The organism is Mycoplasma sp. 1573, from assembly GCF_053851775.1.
This window is the reverse complement of record NZ_JBSQBG010000001.1, coordinates 280,417-299,298: the sequence shown is the minus strand read 5'-3', so window position 1 is coordinate 299,298 and position 18,882 is coordinate 280,417. Positions and strand designations below refer to the sequence as shown.

The following is an 18,882-nucleotide window of genomic DNA, read 5'->3' as shown; positions in this document are numbered from 1 at the left end:
ATGTTAGAAGACTCCCAGCAGATTTTGGTAAATTTAGCAAATAGTACAAGTGTTACTACAAGTACTACTATTGCCACACCAATCCAAATCGTTTTATTTGTTATTTTGTTATTATTGTTGACTATTTCAGGGATTATTTCAGGAGCAGAAACTTCTTATACATCACTGAATTTAGCAAAAGTTAATATGTTAGTGGAAAAGAAAGTGCGTGGTGCAAAAATTATTCAAAAACACTATCATAAATTCAACCAAACATTGAGTACCTTGTTATTATTTAACAATGCTGTTAACATTGGCGCCTCAACACTAACCTCATTCATTTTAGGAATATGAATGGGGGCAGGTAATAACTTAATTCCAGTAATTTCTACTGCTGTTATGACCCCATTAATTGTCGTTTTTAGTGAAATAACACCAAAAATTGTTGCTAAATCACACCCTATTGGATACTTAAAAATATTCTGTTATTTCATTGAATTTTTATACATCATTTCTTATCCACTAACTTTCTTAATTTCTAAAATCGGTAAAAAAGCACTGATAACAAATTCAGAAGAAGAAATTAAATCTATTTTAGATATTGCCAGCGAGGAAGGGGTTTTAGAAACTAAAGAATCAATTCTTACTCAAAAAGCACTTGACTTGGATTCAACTAAAGTTTCGACTCACTACATCAGACTGAAAAACGTACAAACTATCAAATCAAGTGCTTCACTTGTTGATGCTTTTGAATTATTTGCAGAAACTCAGTATTCACGTTTACCAGTAGTTAAAAATGGTGAATTAATTGGAATTGTTCACTTAAAAGATATTTTCAATAAAAAAAGTGGAAAAGTAATTAATTATCTAAAAATAGTGCCTAATGTTACTGCTAACATGTCGCTGTCAAGTGCGCTTGAAAAAATGCGTCTAAATAGAGCACAAATGGCCTTTGTTACTGCCAACAATTCATCAAGTGAAGTGATAGGAATCATCACAATAGAAGATATCTTGGAAGAATTAGTTGGAGAAATATATGATGAGTATGACAACGATGAAGACATTTATGAAATTTCTTTACAGCGTTCTCGAGCTAAAGCAAACATCACAATGAAACAACTGTTCAAACAATTGGAAATTGACAACGAAATGTCGGATGATGAACTGAATCTTTCATTAGAACAGTGACTAGAAACAAAATTAGAACACAAGCTTAGAAAAAATGATAGATATGAATGAGAAGAATACGTAAGCTTCAAAGTATTGGAAACATCAAAGAGTGAAAAGAGTCCAGGATTGATAGAGGTATACATTTTATAAAGTTGCGGCAGCAACTTTTTTGTTGTTAAAATTATTACATGGATAATTTATTGAATGAGTATCAAATAGCACCTAAATATCAAGGAATTCTCAAACAATTCATGAATAAAAGGCAATTAGACAATATTGAATTTTTCTATCAAGGCTTTCATAATGTAACATTTAAAGCAATATTTAACGGACAAACAGTACAGTTAAGAATTCCTAGCAATGATTTTGTTAATTGAGAAAATGAAAACAAAGTTTTCAGTCAACTGGAAGACGTTTTGTACTACAACGAAGGAATACTAATAAAAAAATGATATGAAGGTAAAACGCTAGACAAAGTAAGAGTAACAACTGAAATTCAACAAAAGGTAATTGAAAAAGTCAAACAATTTCACACCAAAAACATTGATGTTGCTGCTTTTGACTGAGATGTGTATCACATTGAAGATCCTAAATATAAAAGATTGGTTAAAAAATATCAAGACCAAACACTTGTTACATCACATGGTGACCTTGCGCTCAAAAATATTTTGCTAACAAACAACAATGAAATAGTGTTACTGGATTTTGAATGAGTGCGCAAATGTAATGAAGCTTTTGATGTACTAAGTTTGTATCAAAATGGTTTTGACAAAGAACTTTTAAAAGAAAGCTTTGGAATGAGTGAAGAATATTTCACTGATTTCGAGTATTTATGTGAGCAGTTTAGATTTTATGCTTACAAACAAACATATGTTAATTTGTTACAAAACAATGCGAATTTAAAACAGATAAAAGGCGGACTAACAAACGAAAGTTATGTTCTAAATGATAAATTCATTCAGTTTAAAAAATACAACGGATACAATCATCTTAACAATCATATGATTTTTAACAATCAACCTTGAAACGTAAGTGTTGTCTATGAAGATGACAAAATTGTAGTTCGTGATTTCATAAAAAATACCATCTTTGAAATTAGCAGTCCAACGATATTGAAAAAGATAGCCTTAGCTTTAAAACAAATGCATTACTCGAATATCAATGTTGAACATAACAATGTGTCAGATAGGGTTGAAACTTGGTTTCACGAGTATCATTATCATCCCAAAATTGAAGAATTAGATGAAAACTTAAAGAAAAAATTATTAGAAAATTTTCATTTACTTGATAGCAATGTTGTAAGCCACAATGATCTAAATCCTTTAAACATTATTTATACAAAAGATGAAATAATAAAATTTATTGATTTAGAATATGTGTGTTTTAACACAAAATATTTCGACCTTGCATATTTTTCAAGCAACGCTTTTTTGACTGACGAACAAGAAAAATATTTACTGTCTTGTTATGAAGAAGTAACTGATTGAAGTGAATACTATCGATTGAAATGTTTAGTTAATTTCTACGGTTTATTGTGATCTCTTGATATCAATGATGAATTCAATTTGTGTGTTAATATCAACAATATAAATAAATATAAAGAATATTTAAAATAAAAATTGCAGACTACTCAGTCAATGGCTGAGTAGATTTTTATATTGTCTTAACGACTTGTAATTTTCCCGAAAAGAGTGTTTTATGCGTCAAACATTAAGTAAAACTGCATTTTTTATATAAAAAAAGCAAGAGAAAATATTCTCTTACAGATGTCAAATTGCTTTATTTTAGTGGAGTAAGAATTTTTTAACTATGTTATCAAAACGGTACAAGTAATCAATAATTGCTTCACCAAGTCCGTTTTGTTCAACTGATGATGTGTGAAAATGAGCAAGTTTTTTAATCTTACTATCACCATTCGCCATGGCATAAGAAAAACCACATAATGAAAGCATAGATACATCGTTTCCACTGTCGCCTACAGCCATAAAATCTTCAAATGAATGTTGCGTATAAATGGTGCTTTGTAAAAACTCAATACCACTAGCTTTTGAAACATTATTTGGTGTTACTTCTACTACAAAATTACCAACAACTACATCTTCAGAAATAGGTCTCAATAACTCAGCAATTTGGTTACGTTCTTGAGCGCTTTCGGCTCAAATTTCAATTTTAACAATCTCTTCTAGCGATTCATCTTTATACTCTGAAATGATACTTTTTTGTTCTTTATTAGTAAAGTGAAAATCAGTAACATAATCAAGAAAATTATTATCCGATATATTCAAGTAATAATACTTGTTAGAATTAAAAAAAGTTGTAGGTCACTTATTTTCTTTAATAACATTGATAATTCGTTTTACTTTATCAACATCTATGTATCTTTCAGACACAAATTCTTGATTTTGAACATCAAAAATCTGCGCTCCGGATGAACATATTGCAAACCTTACTCCTAATTGTTGGCACACTTCTGCTACCCGTTCAAAATAAGGATTTCCTGTTGCCAGATTGAAGTCTCCTGGGTTAAGGTTTTCTTCCGAGCTATGAATTGCAAAATTAATATCTTGTTTTGTATCCTTACTTATTACAAAATCTTTGCCATATAAAGTTCCATCCATGTCGCTAAAAATAACTGGTTTGATAATTTTACTCATTTTTACTCCTTACTAATTAGTTATTTTATAACATTATTTGTTGAAAAAAATGTGGCAAGTGCCACATTTAGATAATTTAATAAACTTGAAGGATTAGTTTTCTTCCTTAGGTTCATTGTTTTGGTTATTCATCATATTTTCCAAGTCTTCTGGTTTCATTCCACTTGCTTGCATTTGTTCTTGGAAGTGACGCATTTGTGTTTCAAATAAATCAATTTTTGATTTTAATTCTGCTCATTTTCCTGCTTCATATAAATCTTTTAATTCTTTTAGTTCTGCTTCTGCTTTGATTTTTTGATCACTATTTAATTTGTCACCTTGTTCTGCTAATGATTTTTCTAATTGATTAATCATTGATTCAGCACGGACTTTTGTTTCAACTTCTTCACGACGTTTTTGGTCAGCTTCACGATGTTCTTCAGCATCTTTAACCATTTTTTCAACTTCATCGTTTGATAATTGACTTGCATTTTGAATAGTAATAGTTTGTTCTTTATTAGTTTTCTTATCTTTAGCAGTAACAGTGGTAATTCCATTAACATCAATTGTAAAGCTTACTTCGATTTGCGGAACTCCACGAGGAGCTGGGTCAATACCCTCAAGATTAAATTGCCCTAAAATCTTGTTGTCATAAGCCATTTGTCTTTCACCTTGCACGATAACAATAGAAACAGCAGTTTGATTGTCTGATGCAGTTGAGAAAACTTGTGATTTTGTAACAGGAATTTTTGAGTTACGTGGGATTAAAGGAGCAACAATTCCACCTTCGGTTTCAATTCCTAAAGTTAGCGGAGTAACATCTAATAATAGAATGTCATCAATGTCTCCAGCTAGAACTCCACCTTGGATTGCTGCACCCATTGCAACAACTTCATCTGGGTTAACTGAATGATTAGGTTTTTTGCCTAAAACTCTTTCAACTAATTCTTGCACAGCTGGCATTCTAGTTGAACCACCAACTAAAAGAACTTCATCAAGATCCTTGGCTTCAATTTTTGCTTCTTTTAGAGCATCTAAAATAGGTTTTTTTACTCTATCTAGTAGATCTTGAGTCATTTTTTCAAATTCTGATCTACTTAGTTCTAATTCAACGTTGATTGGCCCTTCTGATGTAACTGCTAAAAATGGTAATGAGATGTTAGCAACTAGTGATGCTGATAATGTGATTTTTGCTTTTTCAGCTTCTTCTTTCAAGCGGGCCATAGCCATTTTGTCATTTGAAGGATCATAGTTGTATTCTGATTTGATTTTTTCAACCATTCAATTAACAATTTTGTGGTCTCAATCGTCTCCCCCTAAGTGGTTGTCTCCTGATGTTGAAAGAACTTCAAATGTTCCTTCTTCCATTTCTAGAACACTAACGTCAAATGTTCCACCTCCAAGGTCGAATACTAAAACTTTTTGATTTTCTTGTTTATCTTTATCAAGACCGAAAGCTAAGGCTGCTGCAGTTGGTTCGTTAATGATACGGATAACGTCTAAACCAGCAATTTTTCCTGCGTTTTTAGTTGCTTCACGTTGTGCGTTGTCAAAGTATGCGGGAACAGTAATAATTGCTTTTTTAATTGTTTGTCCAGCTTTTTTTTCTGCATAGTCTTTAATGTAACTTAAAATCATTGCACTAATTTGTTCTGGTGTGTATTCTTTTCCATTTGCTTTTACTTTTTGACTTGTTCCCATTAATCTTTTAATAGAAGCAATTGCATTAGGGTTAGTTTCAAGTTGTCTTTTTGCCACTTCTCCTACAATAATTTCATCGTTTTTAAAACTTACTACTGAAGGTGTAGTTCTTTTTCCATTAGGATTTTCTAAAACTTTAGGTTGTTTGTTTTCAATAATTGCTGCAACTGAGTTTGTAGTTCCTAAGTCAATTCCTAAAATAATTTCTTTTGCCATAATAAACTCCTTAAATTTTTTGTTAATTCAATAAGCTAACTATATTTTACCATATTTTTAGCACTTGCAACATTAGAGTGCTAAATTTTCTTTTTTAAATTTTTAGGCAAGAAATTAACCTTGCCTAATGAATAGATATTATTTTTGTACAACAACTAATGCTGGCTTGATAACTCTATCGTGTAGTTTGTAACCAATGCTTTTAACTGCGATGATTTTTTCTTTTTCCAGTCCCGCATCTTGAGTTTCAAAAACTTGTTGTGTATAAGGATCAAAATCAGTACCTACTTGTGGAATAATTTTACTAATTCCATAATTTTGCATTACATTTTCCACTTGCCCTAGCAGCATTGCAAAACCTTTCGTGTATGCTTGAACTTCAGGATTTTGACTATTTAATCCTGCTGAGGCCGCTTTTTCAATATTATCTAAAGGTAATAGAATATCTTCAACAAAGCCTTGAATAGCATATTTTTTATTTTCTGCCATTTCATTTTGCATATGATCATAATTTTTAGCTTTAAAAGCCACTAATTCTTCACTAGCTTTTTGTTGAAATTCTTCTATTTTTCGTTTAAAATCTTCAACATTTTTTTCATTAATATTCTTTTGCTCTAAAACTTGCAAATTCGCCAAGGTTAATTCTTGATGTTTTTTTAATAAGGCTTGACGTAATTGTTCGATTTGCTCACGATCTTTTTTAGTGTGTGAATTGGCTTTGTAAATTTTTTTTACAACTAATTTATATTTTGTTTCCTTGTTATCCTCTTCTGTTTTATAAATTTTATCTAACTTGATGTGCTTTGCTTCTCTTTGCAGTAATTCTTCAACTTTTTGGCCTAATTCATAAAAACCAAAAACAATTGTTTTGGTATGTTTTTCAATGTTTTTATCCTTAGTTGTTTCAACTTCAAACTCAACATTAAGAGAGTCAAATTTTTCTAAAGGCAATTTTTCGTGTGATTTTTTGTGTATTTTTTGCTCTTTTTGTTTCATTTCCATATTATTTTTCCTTTTTATACATCAATAATTTTTCTACTAAGGTCATAGCCTCTATTGCTTCACCATAATTCATTCTATTTGAACCAACAATAGAAATTTCACGAATATTTTCGCTGTTGTTGAAATTAATTTTTTTTGATATAACACTTACGTTTTGGTCATTGATATTGAATTTAATTGAATTTTCTTCGTCTAAATCACGTTCTAGCGCTTCTCATATTGAGTGATTTTCAATAAGATCAAAAATTTCAGTAATTTGTTCACGACTTATGTCACGCGAAAGGATAATTTGATTCTTGTTGTAAACACGCGATTTGATAGTTTCTTCAAATGTCAAGACTTCGCGAACAAATTGTTGCAGCAATTGCTCGTAATTTTTAACTTGCTCCGCTAAGATTGGTGCTAGTAATTTTGCTCTTTGATTTAGCTCAATTAAAGGTACATCTATTAAACGATCTTTAAATAAGCGCACCGCTACTCTAACATCATTAATGTCAATTAATTCGTTATCAAAATTAAATAATTTCGATTCCACTCTTCCTGTTGATGTTACCAAAACAATGATTGCACTATTTTCGCTCAAAACAGTTAACTGAATTGATTTCAAGACTTCGTTTGCATTGTTTGATACTGTTACTAAAGTAAGTCCTGCAAGCTCACTAATTGCATTTGCTGCTTGTTCAACAGTACAATCGATTGACAATCTTCTTTTTGCTAGTAAATCTTCTAAATGATCTTTGAAATATTTTTCTGGATTGTAGGCTAGAAACTTGGCGTAATATTCTAAACCTTCAGTTGAAGGAATTCTTCCACTTGATGTATGGTTTTTTGCTAAGAAATTGATTTGCTCCAACTTAGCCATGATATTTCTAATTGTTGCTGGCGATCAATCTAGAGAATATCTTTCACATAAAAATTTAGAACCTACCGGTTGACCAGTTTCGATGTAGGCTTCAACAATGTATTTGAAAATATTTTCTTCTGTTTCTTTTAACCTGTTCATATAACCTCTGAAAGTTATTATAACAAAAAATAGCACCATTTTAGCAGTCAAAATTGCTTAGTGCTAAATTATTAGTTGTTATAATTAAGGCATGAACAAACCAGAAATCAATGAAAAACTGATTGCTTACTTTGATAGTGAAATCAAACAAATTTCAAAAAGAATCAAATTTCAGAGTTTTTTTCAGTCTTTTTTTAACTTTTTAATAATTTTAATTAACTTAACAATTATTGCCATTTGTTCTTTTGCAATTTACAAAGGACAACAAATTCTTAAAACTAATAAAGCAGCTGAAGTTAATGTAACCATTTCAATTATTGTTGCTAGTTTCACAATTTTGATTTTCATTCTTGCTATAGTACAAAGTATTTACAAAACATATGCTAAAACTTATACATATAAAAAGATGTATGAGTCGATCGAGTTTATGAAAAATGTATACATTTATGATGCTAACTTTGAACAAAAACAATATCAATACAACATTGAAGAAATAATGGCATTAGAAAAAAACAAAAGCAATGAAAGAGTTAAAAATATAGTTATTAAAACACTGAGGGGAGAAAAAGGTGAATAATTCTCTATTGATAAAAATAATCAAAGACTATGAAAGCAAAATGAAAAAAAGACTCATTATTTGAAGTTTTTGATTTGTTTCTTTAAATATTATTGTGCTTTTAGTTGCTTTAGTGCTGTCAATATTAAGTACTTTACAAATTTATTCAGGAAGTAAGCTGTTCGGTCCTAATTCTTGAAATGATTATTTGTTATACACTAATGCAATCACAGCAATCACCACTTTTTGTACTTCAATCATGTCATTTTTCGCCCTACGAGTAAAAATTTCTAAATATCAATCACGGATTGAAAAATTAAAAGTTCAATGAGTACTTTATGAACAAAAAATAGGTGAGTATTTTTCAAAAGATCGTGATTTGAAATTCTATAAAAATGTGTGTGATATTTGCAGTATGAGCTGGGAGATAAAATATGAAGAAGAAAAATAATAATGAAGATTGAATAGTTGAAAACCCACACAATAAAGACTTATCAGTTCTTAAAAACAGCAAAACTAACTACTTAATTTACCGCAAAAAATACATCATTTCGCGTCTTACTTACATCATGATTTCACTAGTTATTATGATCATTTCTTCACTGCAAATTCTTCTAAACTTGTTTGCTATTCGATGAAATGAAACACAACTTTTGAAAGATTTGTTTTTGGCAGTAGCAATTCTTAGTGCAATTGTAGCATTCGTGCAATCAATTTTATTATTCTTTGACTTTAAAGGTTCAAAAGAAGTTGAAATGGCAAAACTAAGAAACTTGCAAAAACTAAAAGATGAGTACATTGCAAATCCCGAAAGTATCAAAGTTTCAAAAGTTGCTAATCAAATTTACGATATTTCTAAAAAAGACAACAATTAAAAATCAGCCTGTAAAATTTGGCTGATTTTTTTTGTTAACTAAATAATGCTGTTTTGTAGCTTGGTCCATATTTCGCTATTAATTGTTGACGATAAGAAGTTTTTTGATAAGGGTATTTTTGTTTATCAGTATTATCAATTAAATTGTAGGCTTCCACTCTTATATTGTCTTTAATAATTGGTTTTGTTACTGTCAGAGGTTGGATAAGTGTGCTTTTTAGTTCATACTTAGTGCCATCAGAACCAGTGTATGAAACAGGTTCAACCATGTTGCCAAACACTAAGCCGATAGTCATTCCCTCACTATTAGTTACCATAGTTCCGCTGGTTCCACCCCTTGAACCTTTTAAGGCTTGGGTTTGATAATGAATTCCGTAATATCTTGCTCCGCCACGTCCATTGAATGAAGTTTTTTCACTGATAATGCGATTGTTAAGAGTACTTTTTACTTGAAAAAGTAGTTTGTTGGCAGGTTTCGAGTTAGAAAAATCAATATCTTCCAAGTTTTCGTCATCGATGTTGTAAATTTGCGAAACTAAATTCTTAGCCTTATTATCTAAAAAGAATCCATTTCAATAGACTGCATTTGGAATGGCGGTGTATTTAGTTCAAGAAGATAAATATTGTTTTGCATCTTCCGAAGCCTCATTTGCTCTTTGGATTGAAGTTATATTGTCTTTTGTGTATTGTCTGTTTAAAAAATTCGTATCAGCTATGCTTTGAACTGTTGCATAATCTAAGTTCATATATGGTGCTGATTCTTTACTAATATTTGTCAAAGTATGTTCTTGTCCATATTTTTTTAAACTATCAAATTCTTGCTTGGCATCAAGAATATGATTCAATAGTAAGACATTTAAAGATCTTTTATTATCCGAAAGTCAATTATCTAGAAATTCGTCAGTGTTAATGTTTCATTCAAGAACTGCAAAGTCAGCATAGTGATCAACATTGTCTGGATCAGGATACGATAGTGCTGATTTATCCATGAAGTTTCTTGCCATATAAAATATTTTTGGTCAAGCATTTTTAGCTAGTTGGTTTACTACTATTTTGCCAGTTGCTGGGTTTATGAAGTTTACACTTATACTTGTTATTGGTCTAGTTACATCAGGTTGTTTATACTCAGCAAAATCTCTATCTAATTGACTAAATAGCAAAGCAACGTGATAATTAGTTGCAAGATATAAACGCCATTTGTTTTCGGCAATGTTTTTATAATCTAAAAGTCAAGTAGTTCCAACATTAGCAGTAATCTTGTTTGGATCTTTTGAAGGAGTGTAAATAGTGAATGAAAATGTACGATTAGCAATTGAATTTAAATAGTCTTGATTTGTTACTAACTGACTATTTTTTGACTCAGTAGTTGTTGAAAAAGATGTTAGTTGTGGGTTTTGACTATAGTATTTATCTTTGTCAAATGAGTAGTATTTAAATTCATTAAGCAACTTTTCATTACTTTGCTTTAAGTCATCATTATCTTTTTGAATATCTTCGACTGCTTTAGTCAGATCTTGATTCTGTTTTTGAATGTCCTGATAGTTTTGACTAAGAGTTTTTAATGAGTCTTGTAAAGAATTAAGCTGTTTTTCTAAAGAACTTATTTGTTCGTTGCGAGCAAGAATTTGACTATTTGTATCATTTAATTCTTTAATTTTTTGCTCTAGTTGTGTTTGTGCTGACTCTTTTTCAGTCTTTTCACTACTCAATGACTGAGTTAGTTGTTGAATTTGACTAAGTTGGTCTTGGCTCTGTTTATTTAGTTGTGTAATTATATCTTTGTTGTTATTTAGTTGTTGAGTTAATTGTTGGATATTTATTTCAAGCTCAGTTATTTTTTTCTTTTCAGCACCATTATCACAAGCACTCAACATAACTGGTGCACTAATGACAGGCAACAAAGCTAAAGGTGTCATAAAACTTCATAGTTTTCTCTTCATAATTACAAATATTATACTAGTGAAATGCAGGACAAAAAGAAAAAAAGCCCGAGAGCTTTAACTAATTAAAATAACGCATTTTTTGTTGATTTTTGAATTGCTTTTGCATTCAAATAATTAGATGTTGCAATCCAAATAAAATGAATGCGTAAACCGGAATTTCAATTAATGTTTTAAACATTATCGGAATCATAAAATAGAAATAGTAATCACCATACGCTCATTTTGAACTTCTTGCAAAGTAACGATTATAAAAAGTTATATATGCAAAAGGTCCTCATAACCATCTAAAAATAATAATTATTGTAAATACGATGATTAATATAACAAAGAAGTTTTGAAATGATTTTCTTTCACTCATAAATAAACAGAATATGGCGATTGCTCATATTGTTAAAATACACAAACTAGAAACAATCATAACTGTCTGAATACTTACTAATTTTGGTTTTTTAGCACTCATTCCACTTTGAATCAGTGAGTACTGGGTACTTATGAATACTACAAACAAAATTGTTAAAAGCAGTAAAGTACCGAATCCTGTTAGAAAAATAGTTTTTTTTGATAAACTTCGCATTTTAAACATCAATCATGCCAAAATAGCAATCAAAGGTGGAATAATGGCATAAACTAACATATAAAAATGAATTCCGTAGATTAGTTGTGTGACAAGGTCACAGAAAAATGATAAAAATGCTCCTTTTATTGGTCCTAAAACTATTCCAAAAATAATAAACAAAGTGTAAGTAATAGAAATTTTAAAAGCACCAACAAAAGCGTATCTTTCAATTGACTCAATAATGAAGTAAAGAGCTAATAAAATTCCGAATACTGCTAAATCATAAACACTGAAAGTAAATTCTTTTTTCAGTCTACTAATGAATGTCTTTGTGACTAATCCTCCTGTAATCCTAATTCAATCAACGACAACAACATAGGCACAGTTGAGTAGTTATTTTTCTTTGCAGTTGAAGCAATGTCAATATGTAATAAATCTGCGTTTTCTTTGAATTGTTGTAAAAACATAGCGGCAGTACAACTTCCTGCATTTCCAGAGGAATCTGAATTATATAAATCGGCAATCTTTGATTTAGTTAATCCTTCTAAATACTCATCATCTAGAGGCAATTGTCAAATCAGCTCACCAGCAACTTGGCTAGCATTTTCTAGCTTATCAAAAAGTTCTTGACTCGAAGAAAAAATTCCACTGTAGGTTTCTCCAACACAGTAACTTACTGCTCCAGTCAATGTGGCAATATCAATAATTTGAGTTGCTTTTAAATTTCTTACAGCATAAGTAATTCCATCAGCTAAAACCAAACGACCTTCAGCATCAGTATTGTTAACTTCAACACTTAAACCATTCATTGAACGATACACTGTGTCAGGTGTTGATGCAAGTGAGCTTATTTTGTTATCAGTTAACATCAAAATAGCACTCATGTTTTTAGTTCCACCCAGTTTAGCTATCGCTCATAGACTGAAAGCGGCCACAACGCTTCCTGTCATGTCATATTTCATTCCAGGCATTCCTTTTTTGGTTTTTACTTGGTAACCACCTGAGTCAAAGGTGATTCCTTTACCTACTAGAGCTAAACTTTCTTGTGAGTCTTTGTTTGGTTTATAAGTTATTGCTACTAATTTAGGTTCATAGACAGAACCTGCGTTTACACTCAAGAATAAATTCATTCCCAATTGTTCAACTTCTTTTCTAGAAAGAACTTTTACTTCTATGTTTTTAAGCCCTTTAAATTTTTTAACAATTTCCTGTGCTAAAAATTCGCTGTTGGCAATGTTTGGTGCCATTGCTTGATAGTATCTTGCTTGGTTATGTGCTTCTGAAACAATCAGTGCTTTTTGATAAGCTTTGTCAAATGCTTCACTAGTCTCACTTATTAAAATCTTGTGATCAAATTTGTGTACTTTGTCATTGTTTTTTCAAGTAAATGAGTCAAACTTTGCATATTCTAGACCATAAGTTAGTCAGTAGAGAATTTGGTCTAATTGTTCAAATTTGTTGTTTTTAAAAGAATCTAGCTCAAAAGTGTATTCACGATTAGCATCTGTAACTAAATTTTTGGCAATTTGACTAAAGTCGCTGACATTTTTTAATTTATTTAAATCTAAATATAGTTTTGCTTGTTTTGTTACAACATCTTCTTCAACTTTTTTGTGCTTGTTTTTTGCTTTTGAAGAATAGTCGGCCTTTAGTAATCAAGCATTATTGTTTTGATTTTCTAATTTAGTCATTTTAACCTCTCAATTTTGCGAAATATGTTAGTGTTGCGACCAATTCACCCTGCGGAATTTGTTTTCTGTCAGCAGTTCCTGCTACGTCACAATGAATAAAATCAACATCGTCAACAAATTCTTTTAAAAACATTGCAGCTGTATTGCTATCACTTGGTGTGTCATTTGAACAGTTTAATAGATCAGCTACTTTTGATTCTTGATTATATTTATGAAAATCTTCATGTAAAGGCATTCTTCAAACTTTTTCTCTTGCAATTTGTGACGCTTGCGCAAAAAGCAATCAATTTTCATCACTAGTTGAATAAATTCCACTATAAACTGAACCTAAGGCTCTTACCATTGAACCAGTTAGAGTAGCCACATCCACAATCAAGTTTGCTTTTAAAACATCTTTTGCATAAGTATTACCATCTGCTAAAACCAAACGACCTTCAGCATCAGTATCAACTATTTCAACAGTTTTCTTAGACATTGAAACATACACGTTTTCAGGTAGTGAAGCATCACCATCTAATCTGTTATCTGTAATCATCATCACTGCACTGGCATTTACTTTTAGTTTTAGTTGTGCTATTGATTTTAAAGCATAAGCAGCAATTACACTTCCTGACATATCATATTTCATACCTTCCATGAAATATCCTTTAGTGTTAACTCCACCAGTGTCAAAAGTAATTCCTTTACCAACAAAAGCCATTCTTTGCGTCTTTTTAGTATTTCCTGTGTAATTAATTACTACAACTCGTGGTTCAAAAGTTGATCCGCGATTAACACTCAACATTAGACCCATTCCGAGATCTTCGATTTCTTTTCTTCCTAAAACTTGTACTTCAACATTTTCTAGATTTCTAAAATCCTCAACTATATAGTCAGCCAATCATTCACTATTGCATACATTTGGCGGGGTGATTTGTAAGTCACGAGTTCTTGTTACATTTTCACTGATAATCAATAACTCTTTTACTAAAGAACGATATTTGGCATCACTCATAACCAATGTAGGATATTTGAAAGATTTGGTTTTTTCAGTTTTTACATTGTAAATATTTTCTTTAAAAAATGGATAACGTGTGTAAAAAGCAGTTAAAACGTCTTCATTTGATATTTTTTCATTCACAAAAGAGTCTAAGTCAATAACATCAAATTCATAGTCAGAATTTATGATTTTATCGACCGCTTTTCTTAATTCAACATAATTCTTAATTTTGTCTAAATAAACGTAATATTTTTTGTTGGCATTATCGTAAGTCACTTTATCCTTGATGCGTGAAATAAATTCTGGAGCAGTGCCATTTTTATATACAGCCTGCAAAACTTTTTTGTTTTTAGGTAATTTATTAGTATAGTTTTTCAACATTTCAACCTCCTATAAAAGTGGAATTTTACGCATAATTGCTTGAGCTTCCGTTTCATCATCTCAAACACTTACTTGTACTTCTCCAATGTGGTGCTTTTCTAAAAGAAACATTGCTATTCTACTTTGACCAATACCTCCACCTACTGTAAGCGGTAAAGTTTTATCAATAATTTTGGCATGATAAGGACTGATTGCTTTAATTTCTTCTTTACTTAATTGATATTGTCGTTGTATTGATTCTGCATCTACTCTGATTCCCATACTACTCAATTCTAGTGCTTGATCGTTAGTTGCATCGTAGACCACAATATCACCATTCAATAATCAATTGTCGTAATCTTTTGCCCGTTTCGAGTGTGGTTGTTTGTCTGGCAAATCATACCCTATTTGACTAATAAACGCAGCCTTGTGTTTTTTAATAAATTCATATTCTCTTTGTCCTGGATCTAAATTTGGATAAAGGCTGTATAGTTGCTGAGAAGTGATAAATGTTATCTTTTTGGGTAATTTTTGTTCCAAAACCGGATATAAACGATTGATTGCTTTTTCAGTGTTTTTTAGACACTTGTAAATTGTTTCAACTACTTTTTTAAGGTACTTGATATTGTATTGATCTTCGCCAATAACTTTCTCTCAGTCTCATTGGTCGACATAAAATGAATGTAAGGAATCTAAAATTTCCTCTCTTCTGATTGCATTCATGTCAGTATAAATCCCTTCTCCAACATGAAAATCATAACGATTAAGAGCATGTCTCTTTCACTTTGCAAGTGAGTGAACAACTTCTAATTCGTATTCAAAATTTTTAGCAAAAAATGCTACTGCTTTTTCACCATTTAATGTGTCGTTTAATCCACTATTTTTGGCTAAAAATAATGGAGCAGATACTCTTGTTAAATTTAGTTCTTTACGTAAGTTATGAGAAAAAATGTCTTTAAGTTTTTCGATAGCAAATTGTGTTTCTTTTATGTTTAGTTTATTCATAGAATAAATTTTAATGCAATCTCTTAAAACTTTTCGAAAAGAAAAAAATAACTGTATTATCGCAGTTACTTAGTAGATCAATCAATAGTTGTTTTGTTTAAACTAGTCAATATGTCATTACATTTTTTGAAAACATTAGAACCCAAAAAACCTCTATAAGCGCTTAATCCTGAAGGATGAGAAGTGAACAAGTAAAAATTGTCTTTGAGAATCAAATTGTTCTTGATTAAGAAATTTTTGGCGTAATTACCAAAAACTAAAAACACTAAATTTTTGTGTCTTTTACAAATTTCACTAAGAGTCTTGGCAGTAAAAATGTTTCAATTTCAGTCTTTGTGCGACAAAGCCTTACCAATTTCAGCAGTTAATGTTGTATTAAGCAAAAGAACTCCTTGATTGCGTCAATTTATTAGATTATTGGTCAAAAAGACTGAATCAGGATATGAATTTTTAATTTCTTTGAAAATATTATTTAATGAAGGTGGTCGTTTGTTACTGCTGGAACTAAAAGCTAAACCATCCGCAACTCCCTTGGTAAAATAAGGGTCCTGACCTAGTATTATGACTTTAAGATTTTCAAAATCCAAGTCAAAGCATTTAAAAATGTTGTCTTTTGATGGAGCTAGTTTTTCATCTTCGATTTGATTCAAATTATTTGCAATTTTGACAAAATATTCTTGCTTTTGCTCTTGCTCTAAAAAGTCATTGAAACTAAACGTTTTGTTTGACACGTTTTTTCCCCTCTATTTGATATTCAATTAAGTACAATCACTCACTGTTAATACTTATTTTCATAGGAGTAGAAACCTTTTTCTTAGTTGCTCGGAAAATTTTTATTCTCTTTCCATTTTCAACTATAAATGCTCCTGGTTGGTCATTAAAAGCTTTAATTTTTGCTAGCGCTTTATCAATAGAATCAGCTGGCAGAATTTCGGCTTCGTGATTTTCTATTTTTGGTGCTCAAGTAACTTTTGCTTCGTCTTGAACTACTGCTTCATTTGAACCTTGAATTAAATCATTCAGTCAATTATCAATATTCTTTGTTGTGTGATCAGCCATTTTTTCATAAAGCTCTAAAGCAGTGTCATTTTCTTCGATATCAAAGCAAACTTGTGCAATCATGTCACCAGCATCCATTGCTTTAGTCATATAAATTAGTGTTACTCCAGTTTGCTTATCTCCATTCAACAGCGCATGTTGAATAGGAGCTGCTCCACGATATTTCTCTAGCAATGAACCATGCACATTTATTGATGCTATTTTCGCTAACTTAAGAACTTTTTCAGGAATATATTGTCCAAAAGCAGCAGTAATCAAAAAATCATAGTCCAACGAAGACAATTCATCATAAATTTCGCCAATTTTTTCAGGTTGGTATAACTTGATAGCGTTTTGTTTAGCAAGGCTTGCAGTTGATGTATCCAAAAGTTGTTTTTTTCTATCAAATTGACGATTCGGTTGTGAAACGATTGCTACAACCTCATATTTTTCGTTATTAATAAAATGAGAAAAAATTTTGGCACTGAAATCAATAGTTCCAGCAAGGATAACTCTAGTTTTTTTCATGTCTTGAATTATACAAAAACCTTGTTGGCAACAGAAAATAAAAAGTGCCATTTGGGCACTTGAATATTATTCATGGTTAGGTAAATTTTTCAATTGTGGGAATAATAAAACTTCACGAATTGATTCATTTTCAGTTAGTAACATTACTAAGCGATCTATTCCAATTCCACATCCACCAGCAGGAGGCATTCCATATTCTAAAGCTTCGACAAAGTCTCAGTCAATTTCGTTAGCTTCGTCGTTTCCTGCTTCACGTTCTTCTAATTGTGATTCAAAACGTTCTAATTGGTCAATTGGGTCAGTTAGCTCAGTAAACATGTTAGCAAATTCTTTTTTGTTGATGAATAATTCTGCTCTTAATGTGAAACGTTCATCCTCAGGCATTTTAGCAGCTAAAGGTGAAATTTCAATTGGGTGTCCTCACACAAATGTTGGTTGAATCAATGTTTCTTCTACATATTTTTCAAACAATTCGTTAATTACGTGTCCTAATTTGAAATATTTTTCAACTTTAATTCCATGTTTTTTAGCAAGTTCAACAGCTTCTTGGTCATTTAGTTTTCTTACATCTAATCCTACTTTTTCACTCACAGCATCCACCATATTAATGCGTTTGAATGGTGCTTTAAATGAAATAGTTTGACCACCAAAATTTACTGTTTCAAATCCTAAAACGTTAGCCAAGTAATTGAATAGTTGTTCGCAACGTTCCATCATTCCTTCCATGTTCGAGTGTGCTTCATAGAATTCTATAGATGTAAATTCAGGATTGTGAGTTGTGTCAACTCCTTCATTTCTAAAAATACGACCTATTTCGTAAACTCTTTCTAGTCCACCTACTAAACATTTTTTAAGTGGTAATTCTGTTGCAATACGTAAATAAAAATCACTTGATAAAGCATTGTAGTATGTAGTGAAAGGTCTAGCAGCTGCTCCACCCAAAATTGGTTGAAGAACTGGTGTATCAACTTCCAAATAGCCGTTTGAGTCAAAGAAACGACGCACAGAAGCAATAATTTTTGAACGTAAAATGAATGTTCTTTTCGTATCTTTGTTAACTGTTAAATCAACATAACGACGACGGTATCTTTCTTCTTGATCAACTAATCCATGGAATTTATCTGGCAATGGTCTTAGAGCTTTAGTTAGCAATTCAAACTTAGCAACCTTAACCATAATTTCATTAGTGTGAGTTTTTGAAACTAACCCTTCAGCATGTAAGATGTCTCCTAAATCGACTAATTTTAGAACTTCGTTTTGTACTTCAGATAGTGATTTTTTATCAATGTAAAGTTGCACTGTGTTTTCTCTGTCTTGAAGCACCAAAAAAGGCCCACGCTTAGCAATTAGACGTCCGTTTACTGAAACTATTACGTTTTTTTGTTCTAGTTGTTCGCGGTCGAATGAATCAAATTGTTCATGGATTTGTCCACAGTTGTGACTTGCTTTGATCGCTAAACTAAATGCTGGTTTATTTAGTTTTTGCAATTGTGCAATTTTTTCACGACGGACAAGTTCTTGTTCTGAAAATTTTCTTTCCATAATGTGTCTCCAATAGTCAAAAAAAATTAATTAAACATGAGTTTAAAAATATTTATGCTTAATATTTTATAAAAAAAGACTACAGAATTTACACAATTGCTTTCTT

17 protein-coding genes are annotated in these 18,882 nt (G+C 30.9%); 5 read left to right on the top strand and 12 right to left on the bottom strand.

Going from position 1 to position 18,882, the window contains the following annotated elements:
- Nucleotides 1-1,299 (top strand): CNNM domain-containing protein, encoded by a 1,299-nt coding sequence (locus ACWXVT_RS01180; RefSeq protein ID WP_455967735.1) that lies wholly within the window; start codon nucleotides 1-3, stop codon nucleotides 1,297-1,299.
- Between the two features lie 101 nt (nucleotides 1,300-1,400).
- Nucleotides 1,401-2,765, top strand: a complete 1,365-nt coding sequence (locus tag ACWXVT_RS01175) for a phosphotransferase (protein ID WP_455967734.1) — start codon at nucleotides 1,401-1,403, stop codon at nucleotides 2,763-2,765.
- Between the two features lie 168 nt (nucleotides 2,766-2,933).
- On the opposite strand, the gene ACWXVT_RS01170 is transcribed toward ACWXVT_RS01175, so the two are convergent.
- The 4 genes from ACWXVT_RS01170 to hrcA form a co-directional block, all read right to left on the bottom strand.
- On the bottom strand, nucleotides 2,934-3,803 hold the full coding sequence (locus ACWXVT_RS01170) for a Cof-type HAD-IIB family hydrolase (RefSeq protein ID WP_455967732.1): 870 nt from the start codon (nucleotides 3,801-3,803) through the stop codon (nucleotides 2,934-2,936).
- A gap of 93 nt (nucleotides 3,804-3,896) precedes the next feature.
- Nucleotides 3,897-5,699 carry a molecular chaperone DnaK gene (gene dnaK / locus ACWXVT_RS01165; protein ID WP_455967730.1) on the bottom strand — a complete coding sequence of 601 codons (1,803 nt, stop codon included), beginning with the start codon at nucleotides 5,697-5,699 and terminating at the stop codon, nucleotides 3,897-3,899.
- A gap of 138 nt (nucleotides 5,700-5,837) precedes the next feature.
- Nucleotides 5,838-6,701 (bottom strand): nucleotide exchange factor GrpE, encoded by an 864-nt coding sequence (gene grpE, locus ACWXVT_RS01160; protein ID WP_455967729.1) that lies wholly within the window; start codon nucleotides 6,699-6,701, stop codon nucleotides 5,838-5,840.
- A 1-nt stretch (nucleotide 6,702) separates the two neighbouring features.
- Nucleotides 6,703-7,704, bottom strand: coding sequence for a heat-inducible transcriptional repressor HrcA (hrcA, locus tag ACWXVT_RS01155; RefSeq protein WP_438341385.1), 1,002 nt, complete (start codon nucleotides 7,702-7,704; stop codon nucleotides 6,703-6,705).
- Between the two features lie 91 nt (nucleotides 7,705-7,795).
- On the opposite strand from hrcA, the gene ACWXVT_RS01150 reads away from it, so the two are divergent.
- The 3 genes from ACWXVT_RS01150 to ACWXVT_RS01140 are packed head-to-tail and all read left to right on the top strand — an operon-like array spanning nucleotide 7,796 to nucleotide 9,135.
- Nucleotides 7,796-8,281 (top strand): hypothetical protein, encoded by a 486-nt coding sequence (locus tag ACWXVT_RS01150; RefSeq protein WP_438341386.1) that lies wholly within the window; start codon nucleotides 7,796-7,798, stop codon nucleotides 8,279-8,281.
- 7 nt (nucleotides 8,282-8,288) lie between these two features.
- Entirely contained in the window at nucleotides 8,289-8,711 is a 423-nt protein-coding gene (locus ACWXVT_RS01145; RefSeq protein WP_455967728.1) for a hypothetical protein, read from the top strand.
- The gene (locus tag ACWXVT_RS01140; protein ID WP_438341388.1) at nucleotides 8,695-9,135 is read left to right on the top strand and encodes a hypothetical protein; all 441 of its coding nucleotides are present in this window, start codon (nucleotides 8,695-8,697) and stop codon (nucleotides 9,133-9,135) included. The genes ACWXVT_RS01145 and ACWXVT_RS01140 overlap by 17 nt, the downstream gene beginning before the upstream one ends.
- Nucleotides 9,136-9,169: 34 nt before the next feature.
- Here ACWXVT_RS01140 and ACWXVT_RS01135 read toward each other — a convergent pair whose 3' ends face one another.
- From ACWXVT_RS01135 to lysS, 8 genes are all read right to left on the bottom strand, one after another.
- Nucleotides 9,170-11,074 (bottom strand): MIP family Ig-specific serine endopeptidase, encoded by a 1,905-nt coding sequence (locus ACWXVT_RS01135; protein ID WP_455967726.1) that lies wholly within the window; start codon nucleotides 11,072-11,074, stop codon nucleotides 9,170-9,172.
- A 61-nt stretch (nucleotides 11,075-11,135) separates the two neighbouring features.
- Nucleotides 11,136-11,813 carry a hypothetical protein gene (locus tag ACWXVT_RS01130; protein ID WP_455967724.1) on the bottom strand — a complete coding sequence of 226 codons (678 nt, stop codon included), beginning with the start codon at nucleotides 11,811-11,813 and terminating at the stop codon, nucleotides 11,136-11,138.
- Nucleotides 11,814-11,968: 155 nt separating this feature from the next.
- Nucleotides 11,969-13,324 (bottom strand): M17 family metallopeptidase, encoded by a 1,356-nt coding sequence (locus ACWXVT_RS01125; RefSeq protein WP_438341391.1) that lies wholly within the window; start codon nucleotides 13,322-13,324, stop codon nucleotides 11,969-11,971.
- A gap of 1 nt (nucleotide 13,325) precedes the next feature.
- Nucleotides 13,326-14,684 carry a M17 family metallopeptidase gene (locus ACWXVT_RS01120; RefSeq protein WP_455967722.1) on the bottom strand — a complete coding sequence of 453 codons (1,359 nt, stop codon included), beginning with the start codon at nucleotides 14,682-14,684 and terminating at the stop codon, nucleotides 13,326-13,328.
- Nucleotides 14,685-14,693: 9 nt separating this feature from the next.
- Entirely contained in the window at nucleotides 14,694-15,668 is a 975-nt protein-coding gene (gene asnA / locus ACWXVT_RS01115) for an aspartate--ammonia ligase (RefSeq protein WP_438341393.1), read from the bottom strand.
- Between the two features lie 65 nt (nucleotides 15,669-15,733).
- Entirely contained in the window at nucleotides 15,734-16,399 is a 666-nt protein-coding gene (locus ACWXVT_RS01110) for a uracil-DNA glycosylase (protein ID WP_455967720.1), read from the bottom strand.
- Nucleotides 16,380-17,234: a methionyl-tRNA formyltransferase gene (fmt, locus tag ACWXVT_RS01105; protein WP_438341395.1), complete on the bottom strand. Its 855-nt coding sequence runs from the start codon at nucleotides 17,232-17,234 to the stop codon at nucleotides 16,380-16,382. Before fmt ends, ACWXVT_RS01110 begins: the two co-directional genes overlap by 20 nt.
- A 66-nt stretch (nucleotides 17,235-17,300) precedes the next feature.
- Nucleotides 17,301-18,776 carry a lysine--tRNA ligase gene (gene lysS / locus ACWXVT_RS01100; protein WP_438341396.1) on the bottom strand — a complete coding sequence of 492 codons (1,476 nt, stop codon included), beginning with the start codon at nucleotides 18,774-18,776 and terminating at the stop codon, nucleotides 17,301-17,303.
- Between the last annotated feature and the right edge of the window lie 106 nt (nucleotides 18,777-18,882).